At 37.9% G+C, this 23,731-nt stretch carries 23 protein-coding genes, 1 pseudogene and 1 riboswitch; of the genes and pseudogenes, 18 read left to right on the top strand and 6 right to left on the bottom strand.

All coding sequences use genetic code 11. From position 1 onward, the window contains the following. Positions 1 to 441: 441 nt before the first annotated feature. From ORL93_RS17540 to ORL93_RS17525, 4 genes are all read left to right on the top strand, one after another. Entirely contained in the window at positions 442 to 603 is a 162-nt protein-coding gene (locus ORL93_RS17540; protein WP_265959322.1) for a hypothetical protein, read from the top strand. Between the two features lie 205 nt (positions 604 to 808). Beyond that, positions 809 to 1,174 (top strand): YkvA family protein, encoded by a 366-nt coding sequence (locus ORL93_RS17535; protein ID WP_016112579.1) that lies wholly within the window; start codon positions 809 to 811, stop codon positions 1,172 to 1,174. 50 nt (positions 1,175 to 1,224) lie between these two features. After that, positions 1,225 to 1,719, top strand: coding sequence for a metal-binding protein (locus ORL93_RS17530; protein ID WP_003209033.1), 495 nt, complete (start codon positions 1,225 to 1,227; stop codon positions 1,717 to 1,719). A 382-nt stretch (positions 1,720 to 2,101) separates the two neighbouring features. Continuing rightward, positions 2,102 to 3,760, top strand: coding sequence for a lactate permease LctP family transporter (locus tag ORL93_RS17525; RefSeq protein WP_018765152.1), 1,659 nt, complete (start codon positions 2,102 to 2,104; stop codon positions 3,758 to 3,760). Positions 3,761 to 3,875: 115 nt separating this feature from the next. Here the strand turns inward: ORL93_RS17525 and ORL93_RS17520 are convergent, their stop codons facing one another. After that, positions 3,876 to 4,058: a hypothetical protein gene (locus ORL93_RS17520; RefSeq protein WP_003205080.1), complete on the bottom strand. Its 183-nt coding sequence runs from the start codon at positions 4,056 to 4,058 to the stop codon at positions 3,876 to 3,878. A gap of 471 nt (positions 4,059 to 4,529) precedes the next feature. Next, positions 4,530 to 4,645, top strand: a riboswitch (TPP riboswitch). A gap of 266 nt (positions 4,646 to 4,911) precedes the next feature. On the opposite strand from ORL93_RS17520, the gene thiC reads away from it, so the two are divergent. Continuing rightward, entirely contained in the window at positions 4,912 to 6,672 is a 1,761-nt protein-coding gene (gene thiC, locus ORL93_RS17515) for a phosphomethylpyrimidine synthase ThiC (RefSeq protein ID WP_018765150.1), read from the top strand. A 151-nt stretch (positions 6,673 to 6,823) separates the two neighbouring features. Here thiC and ORL93_RS17510 read toward each other — a convergent pair whose 3' ends face one another. The 3 genes from ORL93_RS17510 to ORL93_RS17500 all read right to left on the bottom strand — a co-directional run bounded on the left by ORL93_RS17510 (position 6,824) and on the right by ORL93_RS17500 (position 11,285). Then, the gene (locus ORL93_RS17510; protein WP_018765149.1) at positions 6,824 to 8,182 is read right to left on the bottom strand and encodes an arsenic transporter; all 1,359 of its coding nucleotides are present in this window, start codon (positions 8,180 to 8,182) and stop codon (positions 6,824 to 6,826) included. Between the two features lie 729 nt (positions 8,183 to 8,911). Beyond that, the gene (locus ORL93_RS17505; protein WP_018765147.1) at positions 8,912 to 9,937 is read right to left on the bottom strand and encodes a cytochrome d ubiquinol oxidase subunit II; all 1,026 of its coding nucleotides are present in this window, start codon (positions 9,935 to 9,937) and stop codon (positions 8,912 to 8,914) included. Then, positions 9,930 to 11,285 carry a cytochrome ubiquinol oxidase subunit I gene (locus ORL93_RS17500; RefSeq protein ID WP_018765146.1) on the bottom strand — a complete coding sequence of 452 codons (1,356 nt, stop codon included), beginning with the start codon at positions 11,283 to 11,285 and terminating at the stop codon, positions 9,930 to 9,932. Before ORL93_RS17500 ends, ORL93_RS17505 begins: the two co-directional genes overlap by 8 nt. A 281-nt stretch (positions 11,286 to 11,566) precedes the next feature. On the opposite strand from ORL93_RS17500, the gene ORL93_RS17495 reads away from it, so the two are divergent. The 3 genes and pseudogenes from ORL93_RS17495 to ORL93_RS17485 all read left to right on the top strand — a co-directional run. Continuing rightward, complete coding sequence (locus ORL93_RS17495; protein ID WP_003205090.1) at positions 11,567 to 11,710, top strand: hypothetical protein; 144 nt, start codon at positions 11,567 to 11,569, stop codon at positions 11,708 to 11,710. Positions 11,711 to 11,818: 108 nt separating this feature from the next. Beyond that, complete coding sequence (locus ORL93_RS17490; protein WP_018765145.1) at positions 11,819 to 12,904, top strand: hypothetical protein; 1,086 nt, start codon at positions 11,819 to 11,821, stop codon at positions 12,902 to 12,904. A gap of 1 nt (position 12,905) precedes the next feature. After that, positions 12,906 to 13,235, top strand: a pseudogene (locus tag ORL93_RS17485) (ABC-2 transporter permease); the annotation flags it as partial. Positions 13,236 to 13,273: 38 nt separating this feature from the next. Here the strand turns inward: ORL93_RS17485 and ORL93_RS17480 are convergent. Beyond that, positions 13,274 to 14,443 (bottom strand): acyltransferase family protein, encoded by a 1,170-nt coding sequence (locus ORL93_RS17480; RefSeq protein ID WP_003205094.1) that lies wholly within the window; start codon positions 14,441 to 14,443, stop codon positions 13,274 to 13,276. A 257-nt stretch (positions 14,444 to 14,700) separates the two neighbouring features. On the opposite strand from ORL93_RS17480, the gene ORL93_RS17475 reads away from it, so the two are divergent. Continuing rightward, positions 14,701 to 15,114: a hypothetical protein gene (locus ORL93_RS17475; RefSeq protein WP_265959321.1), complete on the top strand. Its 414-nt coding sequence runs from the start codon at positions 14,701 to 14,703 to the stop codon at positions 15,112 to 15,114. A 175-nt stretch (positions 15,115 to 15,289) separates the two neighbouring features. Here the strand turns inward: ORL93_RS17475 and ORL93_RS17470 are convergent, their stop codons facing one another. Continuing rightward, positions 15,290 to 16,507 carry a dicarboxylate/amino acid:cation symporter gene (locus ORL93_RS17470; protein ID WP_026008517.1) on the bottom strand — a complete coding sequence of 406 codons (1,218 nt, stop codon included), beginning with the start codon at positions 16,505 to 16,507 and terminating at the stop codon, positions 15,290 to 15,292. Between the two features lie 232 nt (positions 16,508 to 16,739). Between ORL93_RS17470 and ORL93_RS17465 the strand changes: the two genes are divergently transcribed. From ORL93_RS17465 to celF, 9 genes are all read left to right on the top strand, one after another. Further along, on the top strand, positions 16,740 to 17,042 hold the full coding sequence (locus ORL93_RS17465) for a PTS sugar transporter subunit IIB (protein ID WP_003202011.1): 303 nt from the start codon (positions 16,740 to 16,742) through the stop codon (positions 17,040 to 17,042). A gap of 14 nt (positions 17,043 to 17,056) precedes the next feature. Further along, the gene (celB, locus tag ORL93_RS17460; protein WP_265959320.1) at positions 17,057 to 18,358 is read left to right on the top strand and encodes a PTS cellobiose transporter subunit IIC; all 1,302 of its coding nucleotides are present in this window, start codon (positions 17,057 to 17,059) and stop codon (positions 18,356 to 18,358) included. Between the two features lie 9 nt (positions 18,359 to 18,367). After that, a complete protein-coding gene (locus tag ORL93_RS17455; protein WP_018765139.1) occupies positions 18,368 to 18,685 on the top strand; it encodes a PTS lactose/cellobiose transporter subunit IIA in 318 nt (105 codons plus the stop codon). A gap of 133 nt (positions 18,686 to 18,818) precedes the next feature. Further along, on the top strand, positions 18,819 to 19,268 hold the full coding sequence (locus tag ORL93_RS17450) for a LytTR family DNA-binding domain-containing protein (RefSeq protein ID WP_018765138.1): 450 nt from the start codon (positions 18,819 to 18,821) through the stop codon (positions 19,266 to 19,268). Positions 19,269 to 19,272: 4 nt separating this feature from the next. After that, entirely contained in the window at positions 19,273 to 19,686 is a 414-nt protein-coding gene (locus ORL93_RS17445) for a DUF3021 domain-containing protein (protein WP_265959319.1), read from the top strand. A 542-nt stretch (positions 19,687 to 20,228) separates the two neighbouring features. Next, entirely contained in the window at positions 20,229 to 20,531 is a 303-nt protein-coding gene (locus tag ORL93_RS17440; RefSeq protein WP_018765137.1) for a PTS sugar transporter subunit IIB, read from the top strand. Positions 20,532 to 20,548: 17 nt separating this feature from the next. Next, entirely contained in the window at positions 20,549 to 21,856 is a 1,308-nt protein-coding gene (gene celB, locus ORL93_RS17435; protein ID WP_003202026.1) for a PTS cellobiose transporter subunit IIC, read from the top strand. 181 nt (positions 21,857 to 22,037) lie between these two features. Further along, positions 22,038 to 22,361: a PTS lactose/cellobiose transporter subunit IIA gene (locus ORL93_RS17430; RefSeq protein WP_003202028.1), complete on the top strand. Its 324-nt coding sequence runs from the start codon at positions 22,038 to 22,040 to the stop codon at positions 22,359 to 22,361. A gap of 3 nt (positions 22,362 to 22,364) precedes the next feature. Then, positions 22,365 to 23,690: a 6-phospho-beta-glucosidase gene (gene celF / locus ORL93_RS17425; RefSeq protein WP_018765136.1), complete on the top strand. Its 1,326-nt coding sequence runs from the start codon at positions 22,365 to 22,367 to the stop codon at positions 23,688 to 23,690. Positions 23,691 to 23,731 lie beyond the last annotated feature (41 nt).

Here is a 23,731-nt window from a genome sequence, read left to right as displayed (position 1 = left end):
CTTTAACTATGCATACCCTTTTGGTTTCCTGCCATTTCTTTTGTTGATCCATAAGCATAACGTCATTTCTGTATTATACAACAAAATTCAATTCTTAGAAACACTATAACATTTTACAGTTTTTGTATTTTCGTTGTTGCTGCCAGAGAAAACTTTAACATTGGTTTATATGCTCGTCAACTAGAAAATATAACAAAGATAAAAGAGAATGTTAAGAGAAATAGAACATTTTATATTGAGAAATATTGATAGGAAATATATAAACCCTTTCTTTTTAGATGGGAGGGAGCGTCCGCCTGAGCATAGAAACGGTCAGGTCCTTTTTTCGCCCCATGCCGAATTTAAAACAAAGGGAGAAGGAGAGAGTAGGTCCATTTTGTATGCAAAGCAACTTATAAGTGAAAGAACAAAAAGAGTGATTTAGCAAAATTTTGATTGGTGATGGAAATTTTAATGTATAACCCCCTCTTTTTAGGTGGGAGAGAGCGTCCGCCTGAGCATAGAAACGGTCAGCTCCTTTTTTCGCCCCATGATGAGTTTAAAACAAAGGGAGGAGAAGAGAGCAGGTCTTCTTTTGTTCCCGAAGCCGTGATTTATATGTGAAAAATCTTATTATAATTAGAGTAAATAGCGGGAAATGATTGCGAACACTTGTTCTTTCTGGTGTTGTCTGTTACAATAAGTTTTCATCGATCGGTTATGTGTATATTTGATGAGCTTTTTATTGACTAATGAGGCTAGTTTTTTCTTTTTGAAGGCACATCTACTTTTGCGTATAGTGAAAAAACAAAATATGGGGGCTCTTTATATGGAACGAAAATTTTCAGTTGAAGCGTTTTGGAATAAAGTGAAACATGTAGCGAAACAAGCGGGACAATCGGTTATTTATGCAAGTTTATTGCTGTTTTACGTTATGCAAAGACCGGATGTTCCAAAACGAGTAAAGGCAACCATTATCGGAGCACTTGCTTACTTTATTGCGCCAATTGATGCGATTCCGGATTTTATAGCTGGAATTGGTTATACGGATGATTTAGGGGCATTAACAGCTGCACTTTTGCAAGCATCCATGTATGTAAATGAAGATGTAAAAGAAAAAGCGCAGATGAAATTAGCGGATTGGTTTGGTTCGGATATAGACACATCGTTTATCGATCAAAAATTAGATCAATAGCTGAGAACTGTCATGTGCTGGCAGGGCAAACATAAGCGAGGAAGTGTACTATGCCATCAGGAAAAACACATACGAAAATAAACTTACTTTCTCTTCCGATTGTTTTATTTATGCTTGTTTCGTATGGATTAACAAATTTTGATTTTTTACTCACTTTTGCGATAGGCTTTTTAATCGGCACGTTTTTCTTAACACCAGATTTGGATATTCATAGTAACGCCTATAATAAATGGGGATTACTTCGTATTTTTTGGTATCCGTATCAATGTGTGATGCCGCATCGTTCTTTTTTAACGCATACGCTTGTAATCGGTGATCTCATTCGTATATTGTATATGCTTCTTGTCTTTTCTCCATTCCTATACATAGTAAATAAAATGGTGCTAGACGGAAGGTTGCTTGAGATTGCAAAGGAACATGATGTTGCTTTAACGACATTTGTAATTGGAGTTATCGCTGCGAGTGCACTCCATATTATAGCGGATCGATTGAATACGCGCCGGAAAAAGCTTATGAGAAAAAAGAAGAAAAGAAGAAGAAGGTAGGGCACTTGCGAATTGCGAGTGCTTTTTCTTTTTTAGTTGTGCTGAACGAGGCATAAGGCTTTTAATCAAACGTTTGTTTAAAGTGAAATAGGCCAGAGTGACAGTCTTTTCTTTTGTTAATCAAACGTTTGTTTAAAATAATGAGGGAAGAATGAAACTTACTTTTTTCCTATTTATAGAAAGTGCAATTAAACGAAAAAATGGAAAAAATAATCAGAAAAATCTTTTTAAAATAAAAATGGTATGGTAAAGTATAAATACAATAATTGAAAACGTTTTCTTAAACGTTTTTTATTTTGGACTTAAAGGTATGATGACCGGATAGTCTATTGATAGGATTATAAGGATTTTAAAACAGGGGATTACAGAAAGGGAGAGGACAATGGGCACATGGACACAAGTTTACGATCCGTTCGGTAACATTTGGATTTCCGCAGCGGTAGCACTTATTCCAATTATCTTTTTTTTCTTGGCTTTAGCAGTCTTTCGTATGAAGGGCTATGTAGCAGGACTTATTACAGTTGTATTAACAATTTTAGTTGCGCTATTTGCGTATAAAATGCCGTTTATAATGGCGATGGCAGCAACCGGATATGGCTTTGCATACGGGTTATGGCCAATTGCATGGATTATTGTGATGTCGGTATTTTTATATAAAATTTCTGTCAAAACAGGACAGTTTGATGTGATTCGTGCATCGGTACTATCGATTACGAATGACCATCGTTTACTCGTTATTTTAATTGGCTTTTCATTTGGCGCATTTTTGGAAGGGGCAGCAGGATTCGGTGCACCGGTAGCAATTACAGCAGCGCTTCTTGCTGGTCTTGGTTTAAATCCGTTATATGCAGCAGGACTTTGCTTAATTGCAAATACAGCACCGGTGGCGTTCGGAGCGATGGGAATTCCAATTACAGTTGCGGGGCAAGTAACGGGTATTGATCCCCACAAAATCGGACAAATGGCTGGACACCAATTGCCGTTTTTATCATTGTTTGTTCCATTCTTTATCGTATTTTTAATGGATGGCTTCAAAGGTATAAAACAAACATGGCCTGCATTACTTGTAGCAGGTAGTTCCTTTGCAATTACGCAATTTATTACAGCAACGTTTTTAGGACCAGAACTTCCAGATATTACATCAGCACTTGTCAGCTTAGTATGTTTAGCATTATTCCTAAAAGTATGGCAGCCGAAAGAAATCTATCAATCTAATCAAGCAAATGCTGAAGCGGCAACAACGACGGCTGCATCCATGCCGAAATTAACAGTAGGAAAAGTTGTAAAGGCTTGGTCACCATTTATTATTTTGACAGTGATGGTTGTTATTTGGAGTCAAAGTTTCTTTAAAGCATTATTTGCTCCAGGTGGGACGTTAGAAAGTCTTGTCTTTAAGTTTCAAATTCCAGGTCTGCACAATTTAGTCATGAAGGCAGAGCCAATTGTAAATAAACCAACGCCTTATGAGGCAGTATTCAAACTTGATATTTTATCAGCAACTGGAACAGCAATTTTAATTGCTTGTATCATTTCTATCATTATTTTAAAAATGAGTGCAAAACAAGCTATAGAAACATTTGCAGAAACGTTACAAGAATTAAAAATGCCAATCCTATCTATCGGTTTAGTATTAGGATTCGCATTCATCGCAAACTATTCTGGTTTATCCTCAACACTCGCGTTAGCATTAGCAGGAACAGGTGGATTATTCCCATTCTTCTCACCATTCCTTGGCTGGCTCGGTGTATTCTTAACAGGATCAGATACATCGGCTAACGCGCTATTCTCCAATTTGCAAGCTATTACAGCACAGCAAGTTGGTGTGAAAGAAGTATTGCTTGTTGCTGCGAATACAACAGGTGGTGTAACGGGTAAAATGATTTCTCCGCAATCGATTGCGATCGCGTGTGCAGCAGTAGGTCTCGCTGGAAAAGAATCTGACTTATTCCGCTTCACAGTAAAACATAGTATATTCTTTGTAGTTATTGTTGGGATTATGACATATGTACAAGCCTATTATTTAACGTGGATGATACCTTAAGTAGATAGCCACCAACTTAACACAAACAAGCCAGGTGCTGAAAGTACCTGGCTTGTTTGTGCCTAAAATGATACATAGCCTTAACCCGATGGTTATGTACGGCATGAAAGACTATTCATCCTCGAATAAATACCCTCCCAAGTTTATTGATCCCTCTATAAATAAGTATGCTGATGAAAAGAATGAAAATTGCAAAGAATTCTTCGCCTGCGTCCTCATCTTTCCAGTGAACTTCAAACAGCCAACCGATTCCGTAATTTGCAGTAATCCAGATAGAAAATAATGTCCAGAAATGCATCCAACTTCCCCCAAACAGAGCGGAAAAGAAGGCTATAATTGACGAGCCTCCAAATCAGAGGAAAAAAATGATACATATTGCGAAAAACGTAAATCGGAAGATAGATCCCAAACAACCCATTATAATTTCACTCCTGATCTAAACTTTACTTTACATATGTGAATAAATAATATGACTAACTTTTTAGGTGTTCTGATTTTAGCTGAACATGGATAAGTTTTGACCCCCACCTCAAAATTCAGTGGAAACAAAGAAGTTAGATGGGAGATGAACTGCCTGTAAAAGCCCGATTGGTCGGGCTAATAATTAGTGGGGGGATGAAGAAAACCCCACTAATTAAGGTTCACTTTATCAGCGGTTCGATAAGGAGTATCGACTAGCAGATAAAAAACGACATGTAAAAATTGTACTTCATGCCTTTGCATTTTTCTGATTATCGTGTATGATGGGAAAGTATTGAAAATTAAATCAGTGATAAACTAGGGGTGCCCAAGAGAAGCGTGGGCTGAGAGAGAAGTGCGAGAACTTCTTAACCCTCTGGACCTGATCTGGCTCGTACCAGCGTAGGGAAGTTAACGGCTTTACATAACTATGTCTTTATGAGCCAGGTCCTTGTTTTACTATGGACCTGGCTCTTTTTATTTTGGCATGCGCTGGTCACTAGTTCTTGTCCTTTTCACAAGTAAAGCGAAAGCGGCTCGGTCAGAATGGGAGGGGATGGAGCTTCAGCTGAAGAGGCGAAGCCACCGACCATTCTAGCTGCTGAAGCGGGAATCGAATTGCCCAGAAGGTGGCCCGAGATTCTGAGCAAGTTCGATTTGCCTGAAATGATAAAGGGGAGGAAACACAAATTATGAAGCAATCTGTTTCAGCTGAGCAAATTGAATTGAAGTCGAGTTTACCAGGAAGTCAGAAAGTCTATGTGGATGGCCCGCGTGAAGGTATGAAAGTACCAATGCGTGAGATTGAGCAAAGTGATACAAACGGTGTACCAAATCCGCCGCTTCGCGTGTATGATACAAGTGGTCCGTACACAGACCCTGAGTACAAAGTAGAGCTGGAAAAAGGAATTCCAACACCTCGCCGTGCTTGGATTGTTGACCGTGGAGATGTAGAAGAGTATGAAGGACGTGAAATTAAACCGGAAGATGATGGCGTGAAGGCTGCTTCTCAGCATACACCTGTGTTCCCGCAGATGGATCGTAAACCACTTCGTGCAAAAAAGGGCGCAAATGTAACGCAAATGCACTATGCACGTAACGGTATCATTACATCTGAGATGGAATATGTTGCGATTCGTGAAGGTGTAGAGCCTGAGTTTGTTCGTAAAGAAGTCGCAGAAGGACGTGCGATTTTACCAGCAAACATTAACCACCCAGAAGCAGAACCGATGATTATCGGACGCAATTTCCACGTGAAAGTAAATGCGAATATCGGTAACTCGGCAGTTTCTTCTTCTATCGCGGAAGAAGTAGAGAAGATGACATGGGCAACGCGCTGGGGTGCAGATACAATTATGGACCTATCAACAGGGAAAAATATTCATACGACTCGTGAATGGATTATTCGTAATGCTCCTGTACCAGTTGGAACAGTGCCGATTTATCAAGCGCTAGAAAAAGTAAATGGTATTGCTGAAGATTTAACTTGGGAAGTATACCGTGACACGTTAATTGAACAAGCGGAGCAAGGTGTGGATTACTTTACAATTCATGCAGGTGTACTACTTCGTTACATTCCAATTACAGCAAAACGTACGACAGGAATTGTTTCGCGCGGTGGTTCTATTATGGCGCAGTGGTGTTTATTTCATCATAAAGAAAACTTCTTATACACTCACTTTGAAGAAATTTGTGAAATTATGAAACAATATGATGTTTCCTTCTCTCTTGGAGATGGATTACGTCCAGGTTCGATTGCGGATGCGAATGATGAAGCGCAATTCTCTGAGCTTGAAACGCTTGGTGAGTTAACAAAAATTGCTTGGAAGCATGATGTTCAAGTTATGATTGAAGGACCAGGGCATGTACCAATGCATTTAATTAAAGAAAATATGGATAAAGAACTTGATATTTGCCAAGGCGCACCATTTTATACACTTGGACCTTTAACAACGGATATTGCACCGGGTTATGATCATATTACATCGGCGATTGGTGCAGCGATGATTGGCTGGTTTGGTACAGCAATGCTTTGTTATGTAACACCGAAAGAGCATTTAGGCTTACCGAACAAAGATGACGTTCGTGAAGGGGTTATTACGTATAAAATTGCGGCGCATGCGGCTGATCTTGCGAAAGGACACAAAACAGCGCAGCAGCGTGATGATGCTCTTTCAAAAGCGCGTTTTGAATTCCGCTGGCGCGATCAATTTAACCTATCGTTAGATCCTGAACGGGCAATGGATTTCCACGATGAAACATTACCAGCAGAAGGAGCAAAAACAGCTCATTTCTGTTCCATGTGTGGTCCGAAGTTCTGTAGTATGAGAATTTCACATGACATTCGTGAATATGCAAAAGAAAATGATTTAGAAACAACAGAAGCAATTGAAAAAGGCATGAAAGAGAAATCAGAAGAATTTAAAGAAGCTGGTAGTCACTTATATCAATAATTGGATTTGAGATGGGGGTACGAATGCCCACAAATAGTGGGGGATATGTACGGCTTCCGAACACCTTTTAACTTGATTGATCACGTGTATCTAATTTAAATATAGAAGAAGCCTCCTTTGCTAAGACGGTAGCAAAGGAGGCTATTGTTTTTTAGAGGGAGAAGAAAAGTTGTACCCAGTAGAATAAGAGGAACAATGTTACGATTGTTGAGAGCGGGATGACGATAAGGGATACGCTTAAATAATCTTTCCACTTCACTTTAATTTTATTTTGTTTTAGGATGTACATCCAAATGAGGGAAGCAAGTGTACCGATTGGTAATAATAACGATCCCATGTCACTACCGATAATATTTGCAAGATAAATTGTTTTTAGAGTGACTGGATCGAGTCCCATCTCGGTTAATGTAATGGTACCAATCATTAATGCGGGGTGATTATTAAAGACGTTGGAGAGAAGTGAAACCAATCCACCCATTGTAAAGCTTGCGTATAGTAGATGCTGGTTAACAATCGGTTCGAGCCACTTTACAAGAAACGTTGTTAATCCTGCATTGTGAAGCCCGTAAATAATAACATACATGGAGAATGCGAAGATCAAAATGTGCCACGGTGTCTTTTTTAAGATATCGACAGGGTTTGTACGTAAATAGTACCATCTCCATACAAGGAGAACGAGTGAACCGAGTACAGCTACAATTTCAATTGGTATGGATAGGAAGGAAGCGACGAAGAGAAGACAGCGCATAAGGAATACGAAAAGTAATACCTTTAACATAAATTTTGTCCGTTTTTGTTTTGTATCAACAGAATTTTTTCCTTTTAGAGGATGGAAATTTTTTGTGAAGAAGATTTCTTCAATATCATAAGAGGAAACTGGTAATTTTTCAGGTAGTTTTCTCTTTAAAACAGTGTACATGAGCCATGACATAAATAGTAGTCCTAGTGTTGCAGGTACGAACATCATTGCAGTGTGCATATAAAGTGTCATGTGTACGATATTTAATGCGATTAAGTTTACGATATTACTTACACCAATTGGTGCACTTGAAGCAGTAGCAATTAAAGCACCACTTAGTAAATACGGAATTTGTTGGTGTGGTTTTAATTGAAGGTTTTTGAGAAGTAAAATTAAAATTGGAGTTGTAATTAAGATGCTGCCATCGTTGTTAAATAAAAGAGTCATGAGGAAGCATAGTAATTGAATATACCAGTATAAACGGTGACCAGAACCTTTTGCTAGATTTGCCAGTTTTGCAGCCGCCCAATGGAAGAAGCCGAAGCTTTCTAATATAACGGCCATAACGATGGTTGCTAAGATAGTTATGGAGGCGCCTCCTATTTTACTAATAATATCCATAACATCCGGTTTTGATACAAGTCCTGTAAGGAGAATGATACCGGCACCAATTGCAGCGGGCCATGCTTCATTCAATCCCCGTGGTCGCCAAAAAATGATGATCATGGTTAAGAAGAAGACGACGATTGTAATCAATATTCCAGTACTCATTGTTAGCCTACCTTTCTTTTTTACTTGAGCAAATAGATTTGAGCTTGTCTCAAGTGTATACAGCATTATATTCAAAAAAAATAAGAAGAACTAGGCATGTACCTGAATCTAGTGAATATGTGTATTTGATGTTAAAAGGCAAATATAGATACGAGAGAGATAACTAGTGCTTTTTGATAGAGAGAAGAACCTATATAAATACAAATTGAAACAACGATTTAAAACCTATTTTTCAGATGGGAGAGAGCGCCCGCCCGAGCATAGAAGCGGTCAGGTCCTTTTTTGGCCCCATGCCGAGTTTAAAACAAAGGGAGAAAAAGAGAGTAGGCCACTTTTTGTTTTCATAGCAGTAACTTATATGTGAAAATCCAAAAAGGAGTTATCCCCAAAAAATACAATCAGTGATGGAAGTTTCGTTTTATATAAATAAAAATTAAAAACCCCATATAAACTCTTTCTTTTTAGGTGGAGAGAGCGTCCGCCCGAGCATAGAAGCGATCAGGTCCTCTTCTTGCCCCATGCCGAGTGAAAACAAAAGGGGAGAACGAGTGGGAATCTTCTTTTGTTTTCATAGCCGCGACTTAGTATGAAGGAAAAACAAAATGGATATATATATGGTGTTTTTGTTATGTTTGTAAAGATGTAGAAATTATTTAGGGAGTCATTATTATAAAGAGAAGCTACTCTAGACATTTTAGTAAATGTTTGGAGTAGCTTCTCTTTAAATCGTTATTTTTCTTTGAGGAACGTTCGATCCTTTAAGAATAAATTCCAGAAGAAGATAAAGCCTGGAAGCAAGATCGCGATGCCGATTGCATAGAGGATGAGCAGCGCATAGAATGTTTCTTTCGTTGTAAAGCTTGTAAATACAGTAACGTCCGGATAAATGATATACGGTAAATGCGCGACGCCGTAAGCGTAGCTAGCAAAGGCATATTGTGCAACAACTGCTAAAACAGCGATGCGAGGCCAGCCGAGTGAATCGTATTTTTTATTTGTCCACCAAAGGGAAGAATACCCGATTACAAATAAAAGAATGGAGACTGTGAACCATGGAAACTGCTTAATTAATCCTTGCATGAGCCAATGTGTTTCTGGTTCCATAACAACCAGGGCGATAATGGCTGTAACGAGCGTCGCCGGACCAAGTACGATGGCGTTTCGTCTGTAGAGTCGATACGTATCCTCTGAGCGCTGCTCTCTTGCAAAGTCAGCTAGAAAAAGAGAGGATAGGAACAACTCTGAAGTTAACCCAAATAACATATACCAATAGATTACAGGGCTTGATAGAAGTTTCCCGTATAATAGCACTTCTTTTCCACTAGAGGTCGTAATATAAGCACCTTCTGTTACTGGCAAAACTGTAATTAATAAGGCTGGAATTAAGAGCCCTGTAATACCAGAAATAAAGCGCAAGATATGCTCATACTTCGGTACGGAATATGCAAAAACCATGAATGTGCTACGAATGGCAACGAGAACTAAAATTAATGTCACCGGTACAAACATCACTGTTGCGAGTGTAAAAGCTGCTTTCGGAAAGAAGCCAAGAAATGCGACAACGACAAAGACGAGAAATGTATTCGTTACTTCCCATGTTGGTGATAGATAACGATTGGCAAGCTTTCCGGCTAGTGTCGGGTGCTTTGCGTATACCATGCCCCAAAATCCGGCTCCAAAATCAATGGAACCTAAAATGCTGTATACGAAGATGATGGCCCATAAGATGATAATCGCAATACTTGCCTCATGCACGAGGATCTCCTCCTTGCTGCCCTAGATCATTTTTTAATGGATGTCTTCTGAAGAACGTTCGTAGTACGAAAATCGTTAAAGCGCCAAGACCGATATACAAAATGATGAATAAAATAAATAAAGGCCCGACGAAATCAGCGCGCGTAGCAGCATCCATTGTGCGCTGCATCCCATAAATCGTCCAAGGTTGACGACCGCTACAACTGAAAACCCATCCAAATTCAATGCCGAGCATCATAATCGGTCCGCACGCAGCAGTAGCCCATAGAAGCCATTTTGGTAATTCTGCTCCTTTTTTTCGATAGATAAAGTACCAATATACAAGAGCGATTGCTGCTACAGCAAAAGTGAATGCAGCTGTACCAACCATTAAATTAAAGAACGTATGGGTATAAAATGGCGGCCACGTTTCTTGTGGAAATTCATTTAACCCCTTTACAACGGTATTAGGATTAAATCCAACTAACATACTTAGCATATTTGGGATTTCGAGGGCGTAGTTCAGTTCAAGAGTTTCAGGATCGACAACTCCGCCAATGGACAAAGGAGCATGTGATGTCGTTTCAAATAAAGCTTCTGCAGATGCTAATTTTTCCGGAGAATGTTCATGCAAAGCAATTGCCGATTCATGTCCAGAAAGCCACATCGTAGCACCTGTAATAAATGTAACGACAAGGCCTAAAAATAATCCTTTTTTATGATAAGCGATTTCTCTTGCACCCAGATTTCGTTTTAATAATTTAAACCCAGCGATAGAAGCAATGACTGCCGCTCCTGTTGCATAAGCCGTAATGACAACGTGAAGGGAGCTTGTGAAAAAGCTTGGATTAAAGAATGCTTTCCACGGGTCAACGTTAAAAACAGAGCCATCAGGATTCATAGAAAAGCCTGCCGGTGTATTCATCCATGTGTTTGCTGAGGTAATTAATACGGCAGATGCAGTGGCACCAAGCATGACAAAAAAGAGTGAGATTAATCTCATAAATGGTGGTAATTTATCTGCTGCATATACATAAATGGACATAAATAAAGCTTCTAAGAAGAAGGCGAAAATCTCAATCTGAAATGGAACAGAAATCACTTGACCGACAATTTTGGCGAATCCGGGCCAAAGAAGTGAAATTTGTACGCCGACGATTGTTCCAGTAGGAATTGCGACACCAAGAAGGATGGCGAAAGCCTTTGTCCACCTTTTTGCCATAACAGCGTAATCAGAATCCTTTCTCCAGTGATATAATACTTCGCTTATAAAAATCATTAAAGATAGTCCGATTCCAAGTGTTGCAAAAATGATGTGGAATGCTAGTGATGACCCAAAGAAAGCCCGTGACAATGTAACAGTATCCATAATTCTACTCCTCTTCATTTTTGCCATTATTTTCTGATTGGATTGGAAAATTTATTCAAAAAAATGCCAAAAATATATATGTATTTTAAAAAGTGGATATGATATTATAATTTTGAAATCTTCAGAAAATAAAGAGAAGAATATTTTATTTGTGTTTTAGAACAAAATCTTTTATAATGCTTATGCGAACGTTAGTTCTATCTAAGGGGTTTTATTTGTAGAAGGACAAGCTAGAGTTTAACAGAATGTGGAAGTTCACGTAAAACGGAGGGGATGTTTGTATGTATCCTGAAGTCATTAGAAAAATGGCGTTTTCGAAAGAGCATAAAGATTTGTTATTAAAGTTATATAATAAAGAAATTACACGGCGTGAATATGATCACCTTGTGCAATTATTGTATCGCCCTACAAAAGAGGCTAATTAACGTGTGTAAAGGATAGAAAAGTGAGAGACAATCTAAAGGATTGTCTTTTTAATGTTTTCGTATGCTCTACTAAGATTACGGTTAGTCTTATTATAGAGGTGAGAAAAAGTGCGGAAACGTTTGTATATATGGATTGCGTTAACTTTATTTATGGTTTTAGGTGGAATTGTTTTTTGGACTGCACTACAAGGAAATCGAACAGAATATTTTATTATGAGACATATGATGAACGAGAATGGGACGCTCGCAACATATCGCATAGCTGATTCAAAGGTAGGAACGAACGAGGCTACCGGCCGTGAAGCATTATCAGAATCATCAGGGCTATGGTTACAATATACGCTTGATATGGACGATCAATCATTGTTTGATGAACAAGTAAAGGTGATCCAAAATTATTTTATACATCCAGTCCATATTGTTTTATGGAAGATTTCTGAAACAGGAGAAAGACAGGCTGGTACGAATGCTCTCATTGATGATCTCCGCATCATCGAACAGCTATATCGTGCTTATGACATGTATAAAGAAGAGCGGTATAAGCATCTTGCGGATCAAGTGAGTGATGCTGTACTACGCTATAATAAGAAAAAGAAAATCTATGTTGACTATTATGACGCAGATAAGGGTATGCAAAATAACATATTAACGACATCTTACATAAATCCAAGTGCATTCTCTTATATGAAAAAGTACGGAAAAATTTCAGAAACGCAGTATCAGGAAGCTATTCAATTTTTAACGGATTATCCAAGACGTGGCTGGGCATTCCCGAAAGAATACAAAGAGGATGGTACATTTACATATGAAAACCGGGTGAATCTCATTGATCAATCGCATGTTGCTTACCATCGTAGTTTAGGAGGAATTTCCTCCGAAGCATATTTAGAGTTTATTAAAAAGGTATTCCGCAAAGATGGGAAGTTATACGGTCGCTATGATTTAGAAACAGGAAAACCAGTAGTAGATTTTGAATCACCAGCAGCATATGGGCTAACGATTTTATATGTATTACAAGTAGGAGATAAAAAATTTGCCCAAGAATTGTATGAGCGCATGAGTGAATTTCGGAATGACAATGTATTCAGCAGGTTTTATGGTGGATATGTGACTGGAAAAGAGAACAACACGCATATTTTTGATAATGTGTTGCCGCTATTAGCTGAGACGGAATTGAAAATGGATAAGAAGTAAGTTGTTTATTTTATCAAGTATCATTATTTTCTTTACATTCATGACATTTATTCTTATGTTAGTAATGGTATTTGGCATTGTTGGAAAGTTTTTAGCAGTGACTCTTCTTGTTCTTCAGCTTGCCACCAGCGGCGGAACATTCCCTGGAGAATGCCTTCCAATGTCTCATTCTCTCAGAGGGCTTCAGGATGTTATATCTCTAGGAGATTGGTCACAATTACAAATGCAAATTTTAATTTTATTATGTTATTTAGTTGTTGCTGGTGGAATTGCTTGGATTACAAGTCACATACAGCATAAAGAAACTTCTGCAGAGCAGGTTTCTTCCTAAAAAGAAGCTGTCCAAAAAATCTTTTTGGACAGCTTCTTTTACTTTTTACTTCTTAATAATGGCAGTAAAGGCAGGAGCGTTGGCCATTTTAATACAGGCGTGGGAGAAGGTCCTGTAATCCATGTATGGAATGGAATCGTGCTACATATAACCATTGTGATGATAGAGAATGTTGCCGTTAGAAGAAATAGTAATAGACTATATAGAATTGTATTTGCCTGTATTGTAAATAGAGATAGTAATTTCGTAATTAGCTGTAAAAAGAAAAAGTGTGCTAAATAGGCTCCGTACGTGTAGTTTCCGATAAAGCGTAATGTTTTATATAAAGCACCTCGCCGCTGTACAATCATGATAGATAGTACGTATAGTATTAAAATTTCACATACAATGTACAGAAACATGGATGGCTTTAAATAGGTAGATACAGTAAGGTGAATGGAATCTACACCATAAAAGCTAAATAGTTCATAGTTGATGAATAAGAATAGAATAAAAAACAAGATTGTTATAAGTGGTATGTGTTTCATTACAAATAAGCGCCAAGCTTGAAGTGCTACAGCAGCGATTCCTCCCATGACAAAGTAAAATGAATAGAAGAAGAAGGAACGATCTGTATAATGCAAAACAGTTGATTGAGTTAGCACTTCACCGTTAAAAATATAGTGAGAAGAATACCACATTAAGAGAAAATAAATGCTAGCGAAAGCGGCCATGTATCGGTATATATCTTGCTGATTTTGTGTTCTTTTTTTAAACCAATAAAATAAGGTGCATAATAAGGGAAACAGCAAATGGATTTGGAACATCATAATGACATACCAAAGATGAGGCGCAGCTGTTCCGAGCAATAGGCTTTTTATCCCGCTTTGCACTGTAACGACTTGGTTTGTTGTCAATAAGTACACGACGGACCAGAAGAAGTAAGGAGCAAGCAAGTGAGCTGTTTTTTCATAGATGTATTCTGTATAGACCATTTGTTTTGTGTATTGCTGAATTAAATGAAATCCAACAATGAAGATGAATGCAGGTGCTGAAAATTTTGCGAGATTAAATAGCATTCCCATAATGAGAGATTGTTCTAGTAGAATATGACCTTGATTCATTGTATATAGTAAGGAACTTTGCAAAACAACAGCAAGGAACGCAATGCTTTGCAAAACTTTAAACTCTGGGGCGCTGTGTGTCATAGTTTCCATCTCCTTTTCCATACATGATTATAGTACGAAGGAGAGGAAAGGGCTATGGAAACTTTGTGAAAGTTATAACAAATTTGTGGGTATAGTCTGATTAATTTGTAGTTATAAAACAAACTTGTAACATCAAAGAAGAAGCTAGAGTGAATATCTAGCTTCTTCTCAATTTAAGATAATTCATACATCAATGGAATAGGATCCATGATGCATGAATATATTAACCAATTGTATTAGAGATTCTATCAGGTGGTGGAGGATTAAAAGCCGTTAAGTTGTTAGAAACTCTGTCAGGTGGTGGTGGATTAAAAGCCGTTAAGTTGTTAGAAACTCTGTCAGGTGGTGGCGGATTAAAAGCCGTTAAGTTGCTAGAAACTCTGTCAGGTGGTGGCGGATTAAAAGCCGTTAAGTTGTTAGAAACTCTGTCAGGTGGCGGCGGATTAAAAGCCGTTAAGTCACTAGAAACTCTATTAGGTGGTGGTGGATTAAAAGCCGTTAAGTCACTAAAAACTCTATCAGGTGGTGGTGGATTAAAAGCTGTTAAGTCACTAGAAACTCTATCAGGTGGTGGTGGATTAAAAGCTGTTAGATTAGTAGAAGCATTGCTAAAGCTGAAAGCAGGAAGTGCTAGCAGTGCTACGGCAGGCACTATCAAAAACTTTTTTTTCATAAAAGAACCCCCTCATTAAGTATTCTTGCTAATTATCTTACTTTTTTTACTTTTTTAAATATTTCTACCAGGCGTTCCGTTTGATAAAAATTAACTGAGTATTCAGTTAATTAAACGAAAAACCTTTCTTTATTTTAAAAGAAAAGGTTTTTGTTTCTAGCAATTTTTTATTTTAAAAGAATGATAAGAACTTATTACATTACTTTATTCTTAATCCAGTTTTTACCTTCAACAAGACGAGCTGTCATTACGGCACAAGCGTTATCTCCTGTTACGTTTAACATCGTTGCTGGTGGGTCAATGATTGTACTAATAGCTGCGATAATTGGCAAAGCTTCTGGTGGGAAGCCATATAGAGAAACAATTAACATTTCACCAATCATACCGCCACCAGGAATTGCACCCATTACTGTTCCAACTAATAGGGAAACAACAAGTGCGATTGCCAATGTTTTTGGACTTGAGAATTCCATATTGAAAATCCCGAATAAGAAAGCAATTTTAATTACGCCACCTAAAACAGATCCGTCTTTATGAAGTGTAGAACCAAGAAGGACAACTGTTTCACGAACGTCAGAAGAGATGCCCATTTTTTTCGTTGCTTCTAAGTTTGCTGGAATACTCGCGGCACTACTACAAGTTGCAAGTGATGTAACTGTAGGAGAGACCATGTTTTTCCAAAAGATTTGTACACCTTGTTTGCGTCCTGCAAGGTATGCGTAGAAGGTAAAGAAGACAAAGAAGTATACAAGAGAAGCTGGATAGTATACCATTGCTGCTCGGAAATATGTTCCAAGAAGCTGTGGCCCAAATTCTCCAACTAAGGCTGCAAAGTAAGCAGCTAGTCCAATTGGAGCATAGTACATAATGAAAGAAACAACTTTCATTGAAATTTCTGCACCAGATTGTAAGAAGGTAGCGAATGGTTTTCCTTTTTCGCCAACTGCTGAAGTTGCGATTCCCATTAAAATAGAGAAGAAAATAAGAGCTAGCATATTTTCACGAGAAAGTAACTTTGAGAAATCTGATACTGTAAGGATGCCAACAATTTGATCAGCAACGCTAATGCTTTTTTCAGCCTTATCAGGTTGTGTTAACTCTAGTACAACACCTTGTGCGGGCGGGAATACTTTCACAACAATAATCATAAAAATTGCAGCGATAATACTTGTAAATAAGAAAGTTCCTGCCATGCTAGACATGATTTTTCCGAAACGTTTTAATCCATCCATATTGGCAATAGAGGAAGCAATGCTAAAGAACACAAGAGGTACAACAATCGTAAACATTAAGTTTAAGAAAATGTCACCAAGCGGTTTTAAAGCAACTGCATCGGTACCCATGAAATAACCAATGAAACCACCAATTAGGATGGAAGATAATAAAATAATTGGAAAGCGATAAGCCTTCATCATATATCTCCTCCTATTTAATGTAAAAAATCATACTGAATCATTATAGCGATTTATGAGGCAGTTTACTAGGAAAATACAGATAGATGGAATAGAGTGAAAACGGGGAAATTTTTGTTTTTATGCTCGTCATATGGAAACCAATATAGACATATACATTGGTAACCTAGTAGTGGATATGAAGAGAAATGTGGATAGGATTCCAGCTGATTAAAAGTAAGGAGGGAGTTTAATGAACATTTTACTTTGCTGTGCAGCAGGAATGTCTACTAGTTTGCTTGTAACGAAAATGGAGAAAGCGGCACAGGCAAAAGGGTTAGAAGTAAAAATTTGGGCTGTATCGGGTTCGGAAATACGGAATCATATTGATGAAGCGGATGTGCTCTTGCTTGGACCTCAAGTGCGTTATTTATTACCGAAGATGAAGGAAATGTGTGAAGAAAAAGGGATACCTGTTGATATTATTCACTCTGTACATTATGGGCTTTGTAACGGAGAAGCCGTATTAGAGGCAGCATTGTCAATGAGAGCATAAGGAGAGTGGAGTAGATGGTCCGGTTTTTAGAGAAATATGTTATGCCAGTAGCAGGGAGAATTGCGCAGCAGCGGCATTTACAAGCAATTCGTGATGGGATTATTTTAACGATGCCTTTCTTAATTATCGGTTCATTTTTTCTTATTATCAGCGCTTTACCAATACCTGGATATAACGATTTTATGGAAAGTTTATTTGGAGGGAATTGGCAGAAGGCGTTAGGGTATCCAGTTAGCGCAACATTTAATATAATGTCTTTAATAGCTACTTTTGGAATCGCTTACAGATTGGGAGAACAATATAAAGTAGATGCATTAGCAGCAGGAGCATTGTCACTTGTATCCTTTTTACTAGCAACTCCATTTCAAGTGACACATATTATACCTAGTACGAAGGAAAGTGTAGTAGTAGATGGGGTTATACCTGCTGCATTGATGGGGAGTCAAGGGCTATTCGTGGCGATGATTATAGCACTTATATCTACCGAAATTTACAGGTTTATTATCCAGAAGAAGATGATTATTAAAATGCCGGAAACGGTTCCACCAGCTGTAACACGTTCATTTACTGCACTCATTCCAGGTTTTATCGTTGTGACGGTTGTTTGGATTCTGCGCTTAATTTTGGAGCAAACCACTTTTGGTAGTATTCATAATATTGTAGGGCAGCTTCTGCAAGCTCCGCTTAGTGTACTTGGAGCAAGTCTTTTTGGCGCGGTGGCAGCGGTTATTGTTGTTCATGTGCTTTGGGCATGTGGGATTCACGGGGCCGCAATTGTAGGCGGTGTTATGAGCCCGGTTTGGTTATCATTAATGGATCAAAATCGTATTGCTTTTCAGGCGGGGCAAGATGTCCCAAACACGATAACAGCACAATTCTTTGATTTGTGGATCTACACAGGTGGATCTGGTGCAACGCTTGCACTTGTTGTAGCGATGTTATTATTTGCACGGAGTCAGCAATTAAAAAGTTTGGGTCGGCTATCAATCGCACCAGGTATTTTTAATATTAATGAAATGGTCACGTTTGGAATGCCAATTGTACTGAATCCACTTTTGCTCATTCCATTTATACTTGTTCCTGTCGCTATGACATTTGTTTCTTATTTTGCAATGGAATGGGGGCTTGTTGCTCGGCCAAGCGGTGCGGCAGTACCGTGGACTACACCAATTCTTTTTAGTGGATATTTAGGGTCGGGTGGGAAAATTTCAGGAGTTTTCTTGCAAATTGTTAACTTTATACTTGCATTTTTGATTTATTTACCGTTCTTGAAAATGTGGGATAAACAAAAAGTAGCCGAAGAAAAAGGGGAGTAGGCAATTAAGATGGATATATTAGAGACGCAAGCCTTTCATTTAATTTTACATGGGGGAAATGCGAGAAGTTGTGCGATGGAAGCCATTGATTATGCAAAGCGCGGAGAATTTCAAGAAGCGGAGGCGAAATTGCAGGAGGCCTTACAAGAACTACAAGAGGCACATCGTTTACAAACGAATTTAATACAGAGGGAAGCTGGGGGGGAAAAGACAGAGATTACACTGCTCATGGTTCATGCGCAAGATCATTTAATGAATGCGATTATGGTGAAGGAATTAGCGAGTGAATTTGTAGAGTTATATAAGAAAATGTTAGCGAAAGAATGAGGCCTTGCGTATGCAAGGTTTTTTTATGTTTGAAAAAGAGTCAGTTATGACGTAAAGAATACCACTTATGTACCAATCTATTTCTTTTTTTGAAATATATGTAACAATAAGGGCGTAAGGGAGGTGGAAGGCAGTGAAAATTCACCTTGAATTAAATCCATCACAAGATGAGATAGAGATTATTGTCAAAGCAAAAGAAGTGACAGATGAAGTTCAGCAACTTTTAAAAAGGATAGAAGGGGGGAATGTGAAGCAAATTGTTGGAGTATTGAAGCAACAATATTATTTGTTAGAGCCAAAAGATATTTATTGGTTTTATACAGAGGGGCGAAAGGTAATGGCTCAAACGATGAAAGGAAGTCTTGAAGTGAAATCTCGTTTGTATGAGTTAGAAACAAAATTACAGGGTGATCGCTTTGTACGATTTTCAAAGTCTACACTCGCTAACTTGCAACATGTAATAAACTTTGAAATGTCATTTAGCGGCAGTATGTGTGCACACTTTTCAAATGGAATGAAAGAATACGTTTCAAGAAAATATGTACCGTTTATTAAAGAAGCTTTGAATATGGGAGGAGGCTAGGAATATGGTTACTTTGTTTGATAGGATAGGTGCCAAGGTTATCGCAGGAATGGCGATGGCGATGCTTTATAGCTTATTGTTTTTAGGAATTGGTTATGTAAATGGAATGGATGTATTAGAGACAAAAACACTGCTTACTCACCTTGTAGCATCAAATATTGTAGGGCTGATTTTCTCGTTTGCTTCCTTTGTATTTGAGAAAGAAGAATGGGGCATTTTAAAGCAAACAATCATTCACTTCATCATTTTATTAGGCACATTTTTACCGACTGCAATTTGGGTTGGTTGGGTTCCAAATCATCTCGTTCCGCTTCTCATTTGCACAGGTAGCTTCATCGTTATTTACTTCATTATATGGTTTGCGATGACAATTTATTGGAAAAAGAAAATTGAGGGATTGAATAATAGCTTGAAATAAAGGAATCGAAATGAAGTAGGCCATTTAGTGAAAATCATATTGTTTTGGTGGAGTTCAATGATAAATCGAGAGTCGGTTTAATCACATTTAGTCTTGTATGAATCATAACAGTACCATCAGTGAATCCACTGATGGTACTGTTATGACTGAAAGTCCTCGTTTTTCATAGTTGACATACATGAGTTCTTTCCTCTTAATTTATCCTTTTGTATATTGAAAAATATAATTCCCATAAATTTTTTCTTATTACAAAGAAAATGAATGTTTTTTATAAAAATATTTTATTTTATGTTTTAAGCACAACTAGACAACTAAACACTAATCTATTTTCATACAGATATGTGTTACAAGCGTGTTGTTTTATAACACACTATCAATATTTTGGGTAACACACTTTTTGAAAGCGATAACACACAATGAAAACACAGAGAAAAACGTTAATTTTAGGCGGTTTAAAAAATTGGCACGGAATTTGCATTAATAAAAGGCGTAAAGAAAAACAAATAAACAAAAATAGTTTACATGCATAGGGGGACTAATTAATGAATATTTTACTTTGTTGTTCAGCAGGAATGTCTACAAGTTTACTAGTTACAAAAATGGAAGCAGCTGCAAAGGCTCGCGGGTTAGAAGGAAAGATTTGGGCTGTATCTGGGGATGCAGTAAAAAACAATATTGATGAAGCAGACGTATTATTACTAGGACCACAAGTTCGTTATATGCTGTCTTCGATGAAAGCGCTTGCTGATGAGAGGAACGTTGGTATCGATATTATTAATCCAATGCACTACGGTATGATGAATGGAGAAGCAGTTTTAGATCACGCTTTAACACTTAAAAAATAATTAGGGAGGGAAAGAAAATGCAAAAGTTTATCGCATTTATGGAAAAATATATTGTTCCAGTCGCTGGTAAAATCGGGTCACAACGTCATTTAGCTGCGATTCGTGATGGGTTTATCGCGGTTATGCCACTTATCTTAGTTGGTGCATTTGCATCACTTATTAATGGTTTTCCATCCGAGGCTTTCCAAAACTTTATGAAAGGTACATTCGGAGAAGTTTGGAAAGACGTCGGCGGTGGAATGTGGACAGGGTCTTTCGCAATTTTAGCACTAATTATAGCGTTTACAACAAGTTATAACTTAGCAAAATCTTACGGTGTTGATGGATTGTCAGCGGGTATTATTTCATTTGGTGCGTTAATTATTCTTACACCAACAACACCGAAAGAGGGCGGATTGAACTTAGCTTGGACAGGGTCACAAGGCTTATTCGTAGCAATCATTGTAGCGCTTCTTGTTACTGAAGCATTCCGCTTCTTTGTACAAAGAGAAATTACTTTCAAAATGCCAGACGGAGTACCGCCAGCAGTTTTAAGATCATTTGCAGCATTAGTTCCAGCGTTTGTTATTTTAACAGTAGTTGCGGGTATTCAATTAGCAGTGAAATTAGCAGGTACAAGTGTTCATGAATTTATCTTTAATACAATTCAATTACCATTACAAGGTTTAGCAGGTACATTACCAAGTGCGATTGTAATTGTAATTCTTGTTCACGTTCTTTGGTTCTTTGGTTTACATGGTCCAAACATTGTTGGTGGGATTATCGAGCCATTATACTTACCGGCATTAGAAAAAAACATCAAGATGTTCCAAGATGGTGTGTCTTCATTCGATGTTCCAAACATTATTACAAAACCATTCTTTGATACTTTCGTATATCTTGGTGGTTCTGGTGCAACATTAGCATTCTTAGTGGTTGTATTAATTGTGGCAAGAAGTGCGCAATTGCGCGGGGTATCCCGATTATCAATTGGACCTGGTGCGTTTAACATTAACGAACCAGTAATCTTTGGTACACCAATTATTTTAAACCCAATTTTATTCGTTCCGTTTATTGTGACACCAGTTGTATTAGTAATTACTTCTTACATGGCTATATCTCTTGGATTTGTTCCAAAAACAGTTGCGATGATTCCATGGGCAACACCACCAATCATTAGTGGTTACCTTGTAACAGGCGGACACATTTCCGGTGCAATTCTACAGTTATTCAACTTTGTAATCGCGATGGTGATTTACTATCCATTCGTTGTATTATGTGACCGTTCTATTGTTAAAACTGAAAAAGCAGCGGCACAAGGAAATAATCAATCTGTACCTATGTAATACATGATTGTTCTCACGGGTGAAACGAGCTCGTGAGAACAATAACTTTATATCTTGTTCAGAAAGATGGCACACATCTAGAAGAACACCAAAACCAATTTAAGAAAATAATATTTTCATAGACACGTTCAAACTGAAGGGGTATTTTAATCGGTTGAACTATATAGAGAGGGCGGTATTTATGATGACTACAGCAGAACAAATCCCATTCCAATTAATTTTACACAGCGGTAACGCAAGAAGCTATGCGATGGAAGCACTGCAATATGCAAAACAGGGGAAATTAGGGGAAGCGGATGAAGCGATGGCAAAAGCGAAAGAAGCGATTAATGAAGCACATCATTTCCAAACAGAACTCATACAATCAGAAGCAAGAGGAGAAAAAACAGAGATTAGTGTTCTTTTAATTCATGCACAAGATCATTTAATGAATTCAATGACTGTGAAAGAATTAGCAGCGGAATTTATCGACCTTTATAAAAAGCTTGATGCGAAAGGGGAATAAGGTATGAGCGGAATTAAAATTGCTACAATCGGTGGTGGCTCTAGTTATACACCGGAGTTAATTGAAGGGTTTATTAAGCGTTATGATGAGCTTCCTGTTCGTGAAATTTGGTTAGTAGATATTGAAGCGGGAAAAGAGAAGTTAGAAATCGTTGGTAACTTAGCAAAACGTATGGTGAAAAAAGCAGGTTTATCAATTGATATTCACTTAACACTTGATCGCCGCGCAGCATTAAAAGATGCTGACTTTGTAACAACGCAGCTTCGCGTTGGTTTATTAGAAGCGCGCGCGAAAGATGAAGCAATTCCATTAAAATATGATGTGATTGGTCAGGAAACGAATGGTCCTGGTGGTTTATTCAAAGCATTGAGAACGATTCCTGTTATTTTGGATATTTGTAAAGACATGGAAGAGCTTTGTCCGAATGCTTGGCTGATTAACTTTGCAAATCCAGCTGGTATGGTAACAGAGGCTGTACTGCGTTATACAAGTATCAAAAAAGTAGTTGGATTATGTAACGTTCCAATTGGTATTCGTATGGGACTTGCAAAGATTCTTGAAGTAGATGCGAGCCGTGTTCATGTTGACTTTGCTGGTTTAAATCACATGGTCTACGGATTAGATGTGTATTTAGATGGAGTAAGTGTGATGGACCGAGTGCTAGAACTTGTAACAGATCCGGAAAAACAAATTACGATGGAAAACATCGCTGCACTTAATTGGGAGCCAGATTTCATTCGCGGACTTCGTGCAATTCCATGTCCATACCATCGCTACTACTATAAAACACGTGAAATGCTAGAAGAAGAAAAACAAGCTTCTATTGAAAAAGGGACACGTGCAGAAGTGGTGAAAAAATTAGAAGATGACTTATTCGAGTTATATAAAGACCCGAATTTAGATAGTAAGCCACCACAATTAGAAAAGCGCGGCGGAGCTTACTACAGTGATGCAGCATGTAGTTTAATTACGTCTATTTATAATAATAAAGGTGATATCCAACCTGTTAATACAAGAAACAATGGTGCAATTGCAAGCTTGCCACATGATTCTGCTGTTGAAGTAAACTGTATTATTACGAAGGATGGTCCAAAGCCGATTGCAGTAGGTGATTTACCGGTTCCTGTTCGCGGTTTAGTTCAGCAAATTAAATCATTTGAGCGCACGTCAATTGAAGCTGCTGTTACAGGGGATTATCATAAAGCGCTGCTTGCTATGACAATTAATCCACTTGTACCATCAGATAAAGTAGCAAAACAAATTTTAGATGAAATGTTGGAAGCACATAAAGAATATCTTCCGCAGTTCTTCAAAAAAGTAGAAAAGTAAAAAGCGGCGCTGACTCAGCCTGCTTTTTTTCATTTTGCAGG

The organism is Bacillus sp. DHT2 (genome assembly GCF_026241455.1).
Classification (GTDB): Bacteria; Bacillota; Bacilli; order Bacillales; family Bacillaceae_G; genus Bacillus_A; species Bacillus_A pseudomycoides.
This window is presented reverse-complemented; position numbering and strand designations above follow the sequence as displayed.

What these genes read in the sequence shown, in the direction of transcription:
- ORL93_RS17530 (WP_003209033.1), top strand. Translation starts at nt 1,225, where the DNA reads ATGCCATCAGGAAAAACACATACGAAAATAAACTTACTTTCTCTTCCG.
- celB (WP_265959320.1), top strand. Translation starts at nt 17,057, where the DNA reads ATGGTCCGGTTTTTAGAGAAATATGTTATGCCAGTAGCAGGGAGAATT.
- celB (WP_003202026.1), top strand. Translation starts at nt 20,549, where the DNA reads ATGCAAAAGTTTATCGCATTTATGGAAAAATATATTGTTCCAGTCGCT.
- ORL93_RS17540 (WP_265959322.1), top strand. Translation starts at nt 442, where the DNA reads ATGGAAATTTTAATGTATAACCCCCTCTTTTTAGGTGGGAGAGAGCGT.
- ORL93_RS17455 (WP_018765139.1), top strand. Translation starts at nt 18,368, where the DNA reads ATGGATATATTAGAGACGCAAGCCTTTCATTTAATTTTACATGGGGGA.
- ORL93_RS17470 (WP_026008517.1), bottom strand. Translation starts at nt 16,507, where the DNA reads ATGAAGGCTTATCGCTTTCCAATTATTTTATTATCTTCCATCCTAATT.
- ORL93_RS17430 (WP_003202028.1), top strand. Translation starts at nt 22,038, where the DNA reads ATGATGACTACAGCAGAACAAATCCCATTCCAATTAATTTTACACAGC.
- ORL93_RS17500 (WP_018765146.1), bottom strand. Translation starts at nt 11,285, where the DNA reads ATGGATACTGTTACATTGTCACGGGCTTTCTTTGGGTCATCACTAGCA.
- ORL93_RS17465 (WP_003202011.1), top strand. Translation starts at nt 16,740, where the DNA reads ATGAACATTTTACTTTGCTGTGCAGCAGGAATGTCTACTAGTTTGCTT.
- thiC (WP_018765150.1), top strand. Translation starts at nt 4,912, where the DNA reads ATGAAGCAATCTGTTTCAGCTGAGCAAATTGAATTGAAGTCGAGTTTA.
- ORL93_RS17520 (WP_003205080.1), bottom strand. Translation starts at nt 4,058, where the DNA reads ATGCATTTCTGGACATTATTTTCTATCTGGATTACTGCAAATTACGGA.
- ORL93_RS17445 (WP_265959319.1), top strand. Translation starts at nt 19,273, where the DNA reads ATGGTTACTTTGTTTGATAGGATAGGTGCCAAGGTTATCGCAGGAATG.
- ORL93_RS17480 (WP_003205094.1), bottom strand. Translation starts at nt 14,443, where the DNA reads ATGGAAAAGGAGATGGAAACTATGACACACAGCGCCCCAGAGTTTAAA.
- ORL93_RS17440 (WP_018765137.1), top strand. Translation starts at nt 20,229, where the DNA reads ATGAATATTTTACTTTGTTGTTCAGCAGGAATGTCTACAAGTTTACTA.
- ORL93_RS17510 (WP_018765149.1), bottom strand. Translation starts at nt 8,182, where the DNA reads ATGAGTACTGGAATATTGATTACAATCGTCGTCTTCTTCTTAACCATG.
- ORL93_RS17535 (WP_016112579.1), top strand. Translation starts at nt 809, where the DNA reads ATGGAACGAAAATTTTCAGTTGAAGCGTTTTGGAATAAAGTGAAACAT.
- ORL93_RS17525 (WP_018765152.1), top strand. Translation starts at nt 2,102, where the DNA reads ATGGGCACATGGACACAAGTTTACGATCCGTTCGGTAACATTTGGATT.
- celF (WP_018765136.1), top strand. Translation starts at nt 22,365, where the DNA reads ATGAGCGGAATTAAAATTGCTACAATCGGTGGTGGCTCTAGTTATACA.
- ORL93_RS17495 (WP_003205090.1), top strand. Translation starts at nt 11,567, where the DNA reads ATGTATCCTGAAGTCATTAGAAAAATGGCGTTTTCGAAAGAGCATAAA.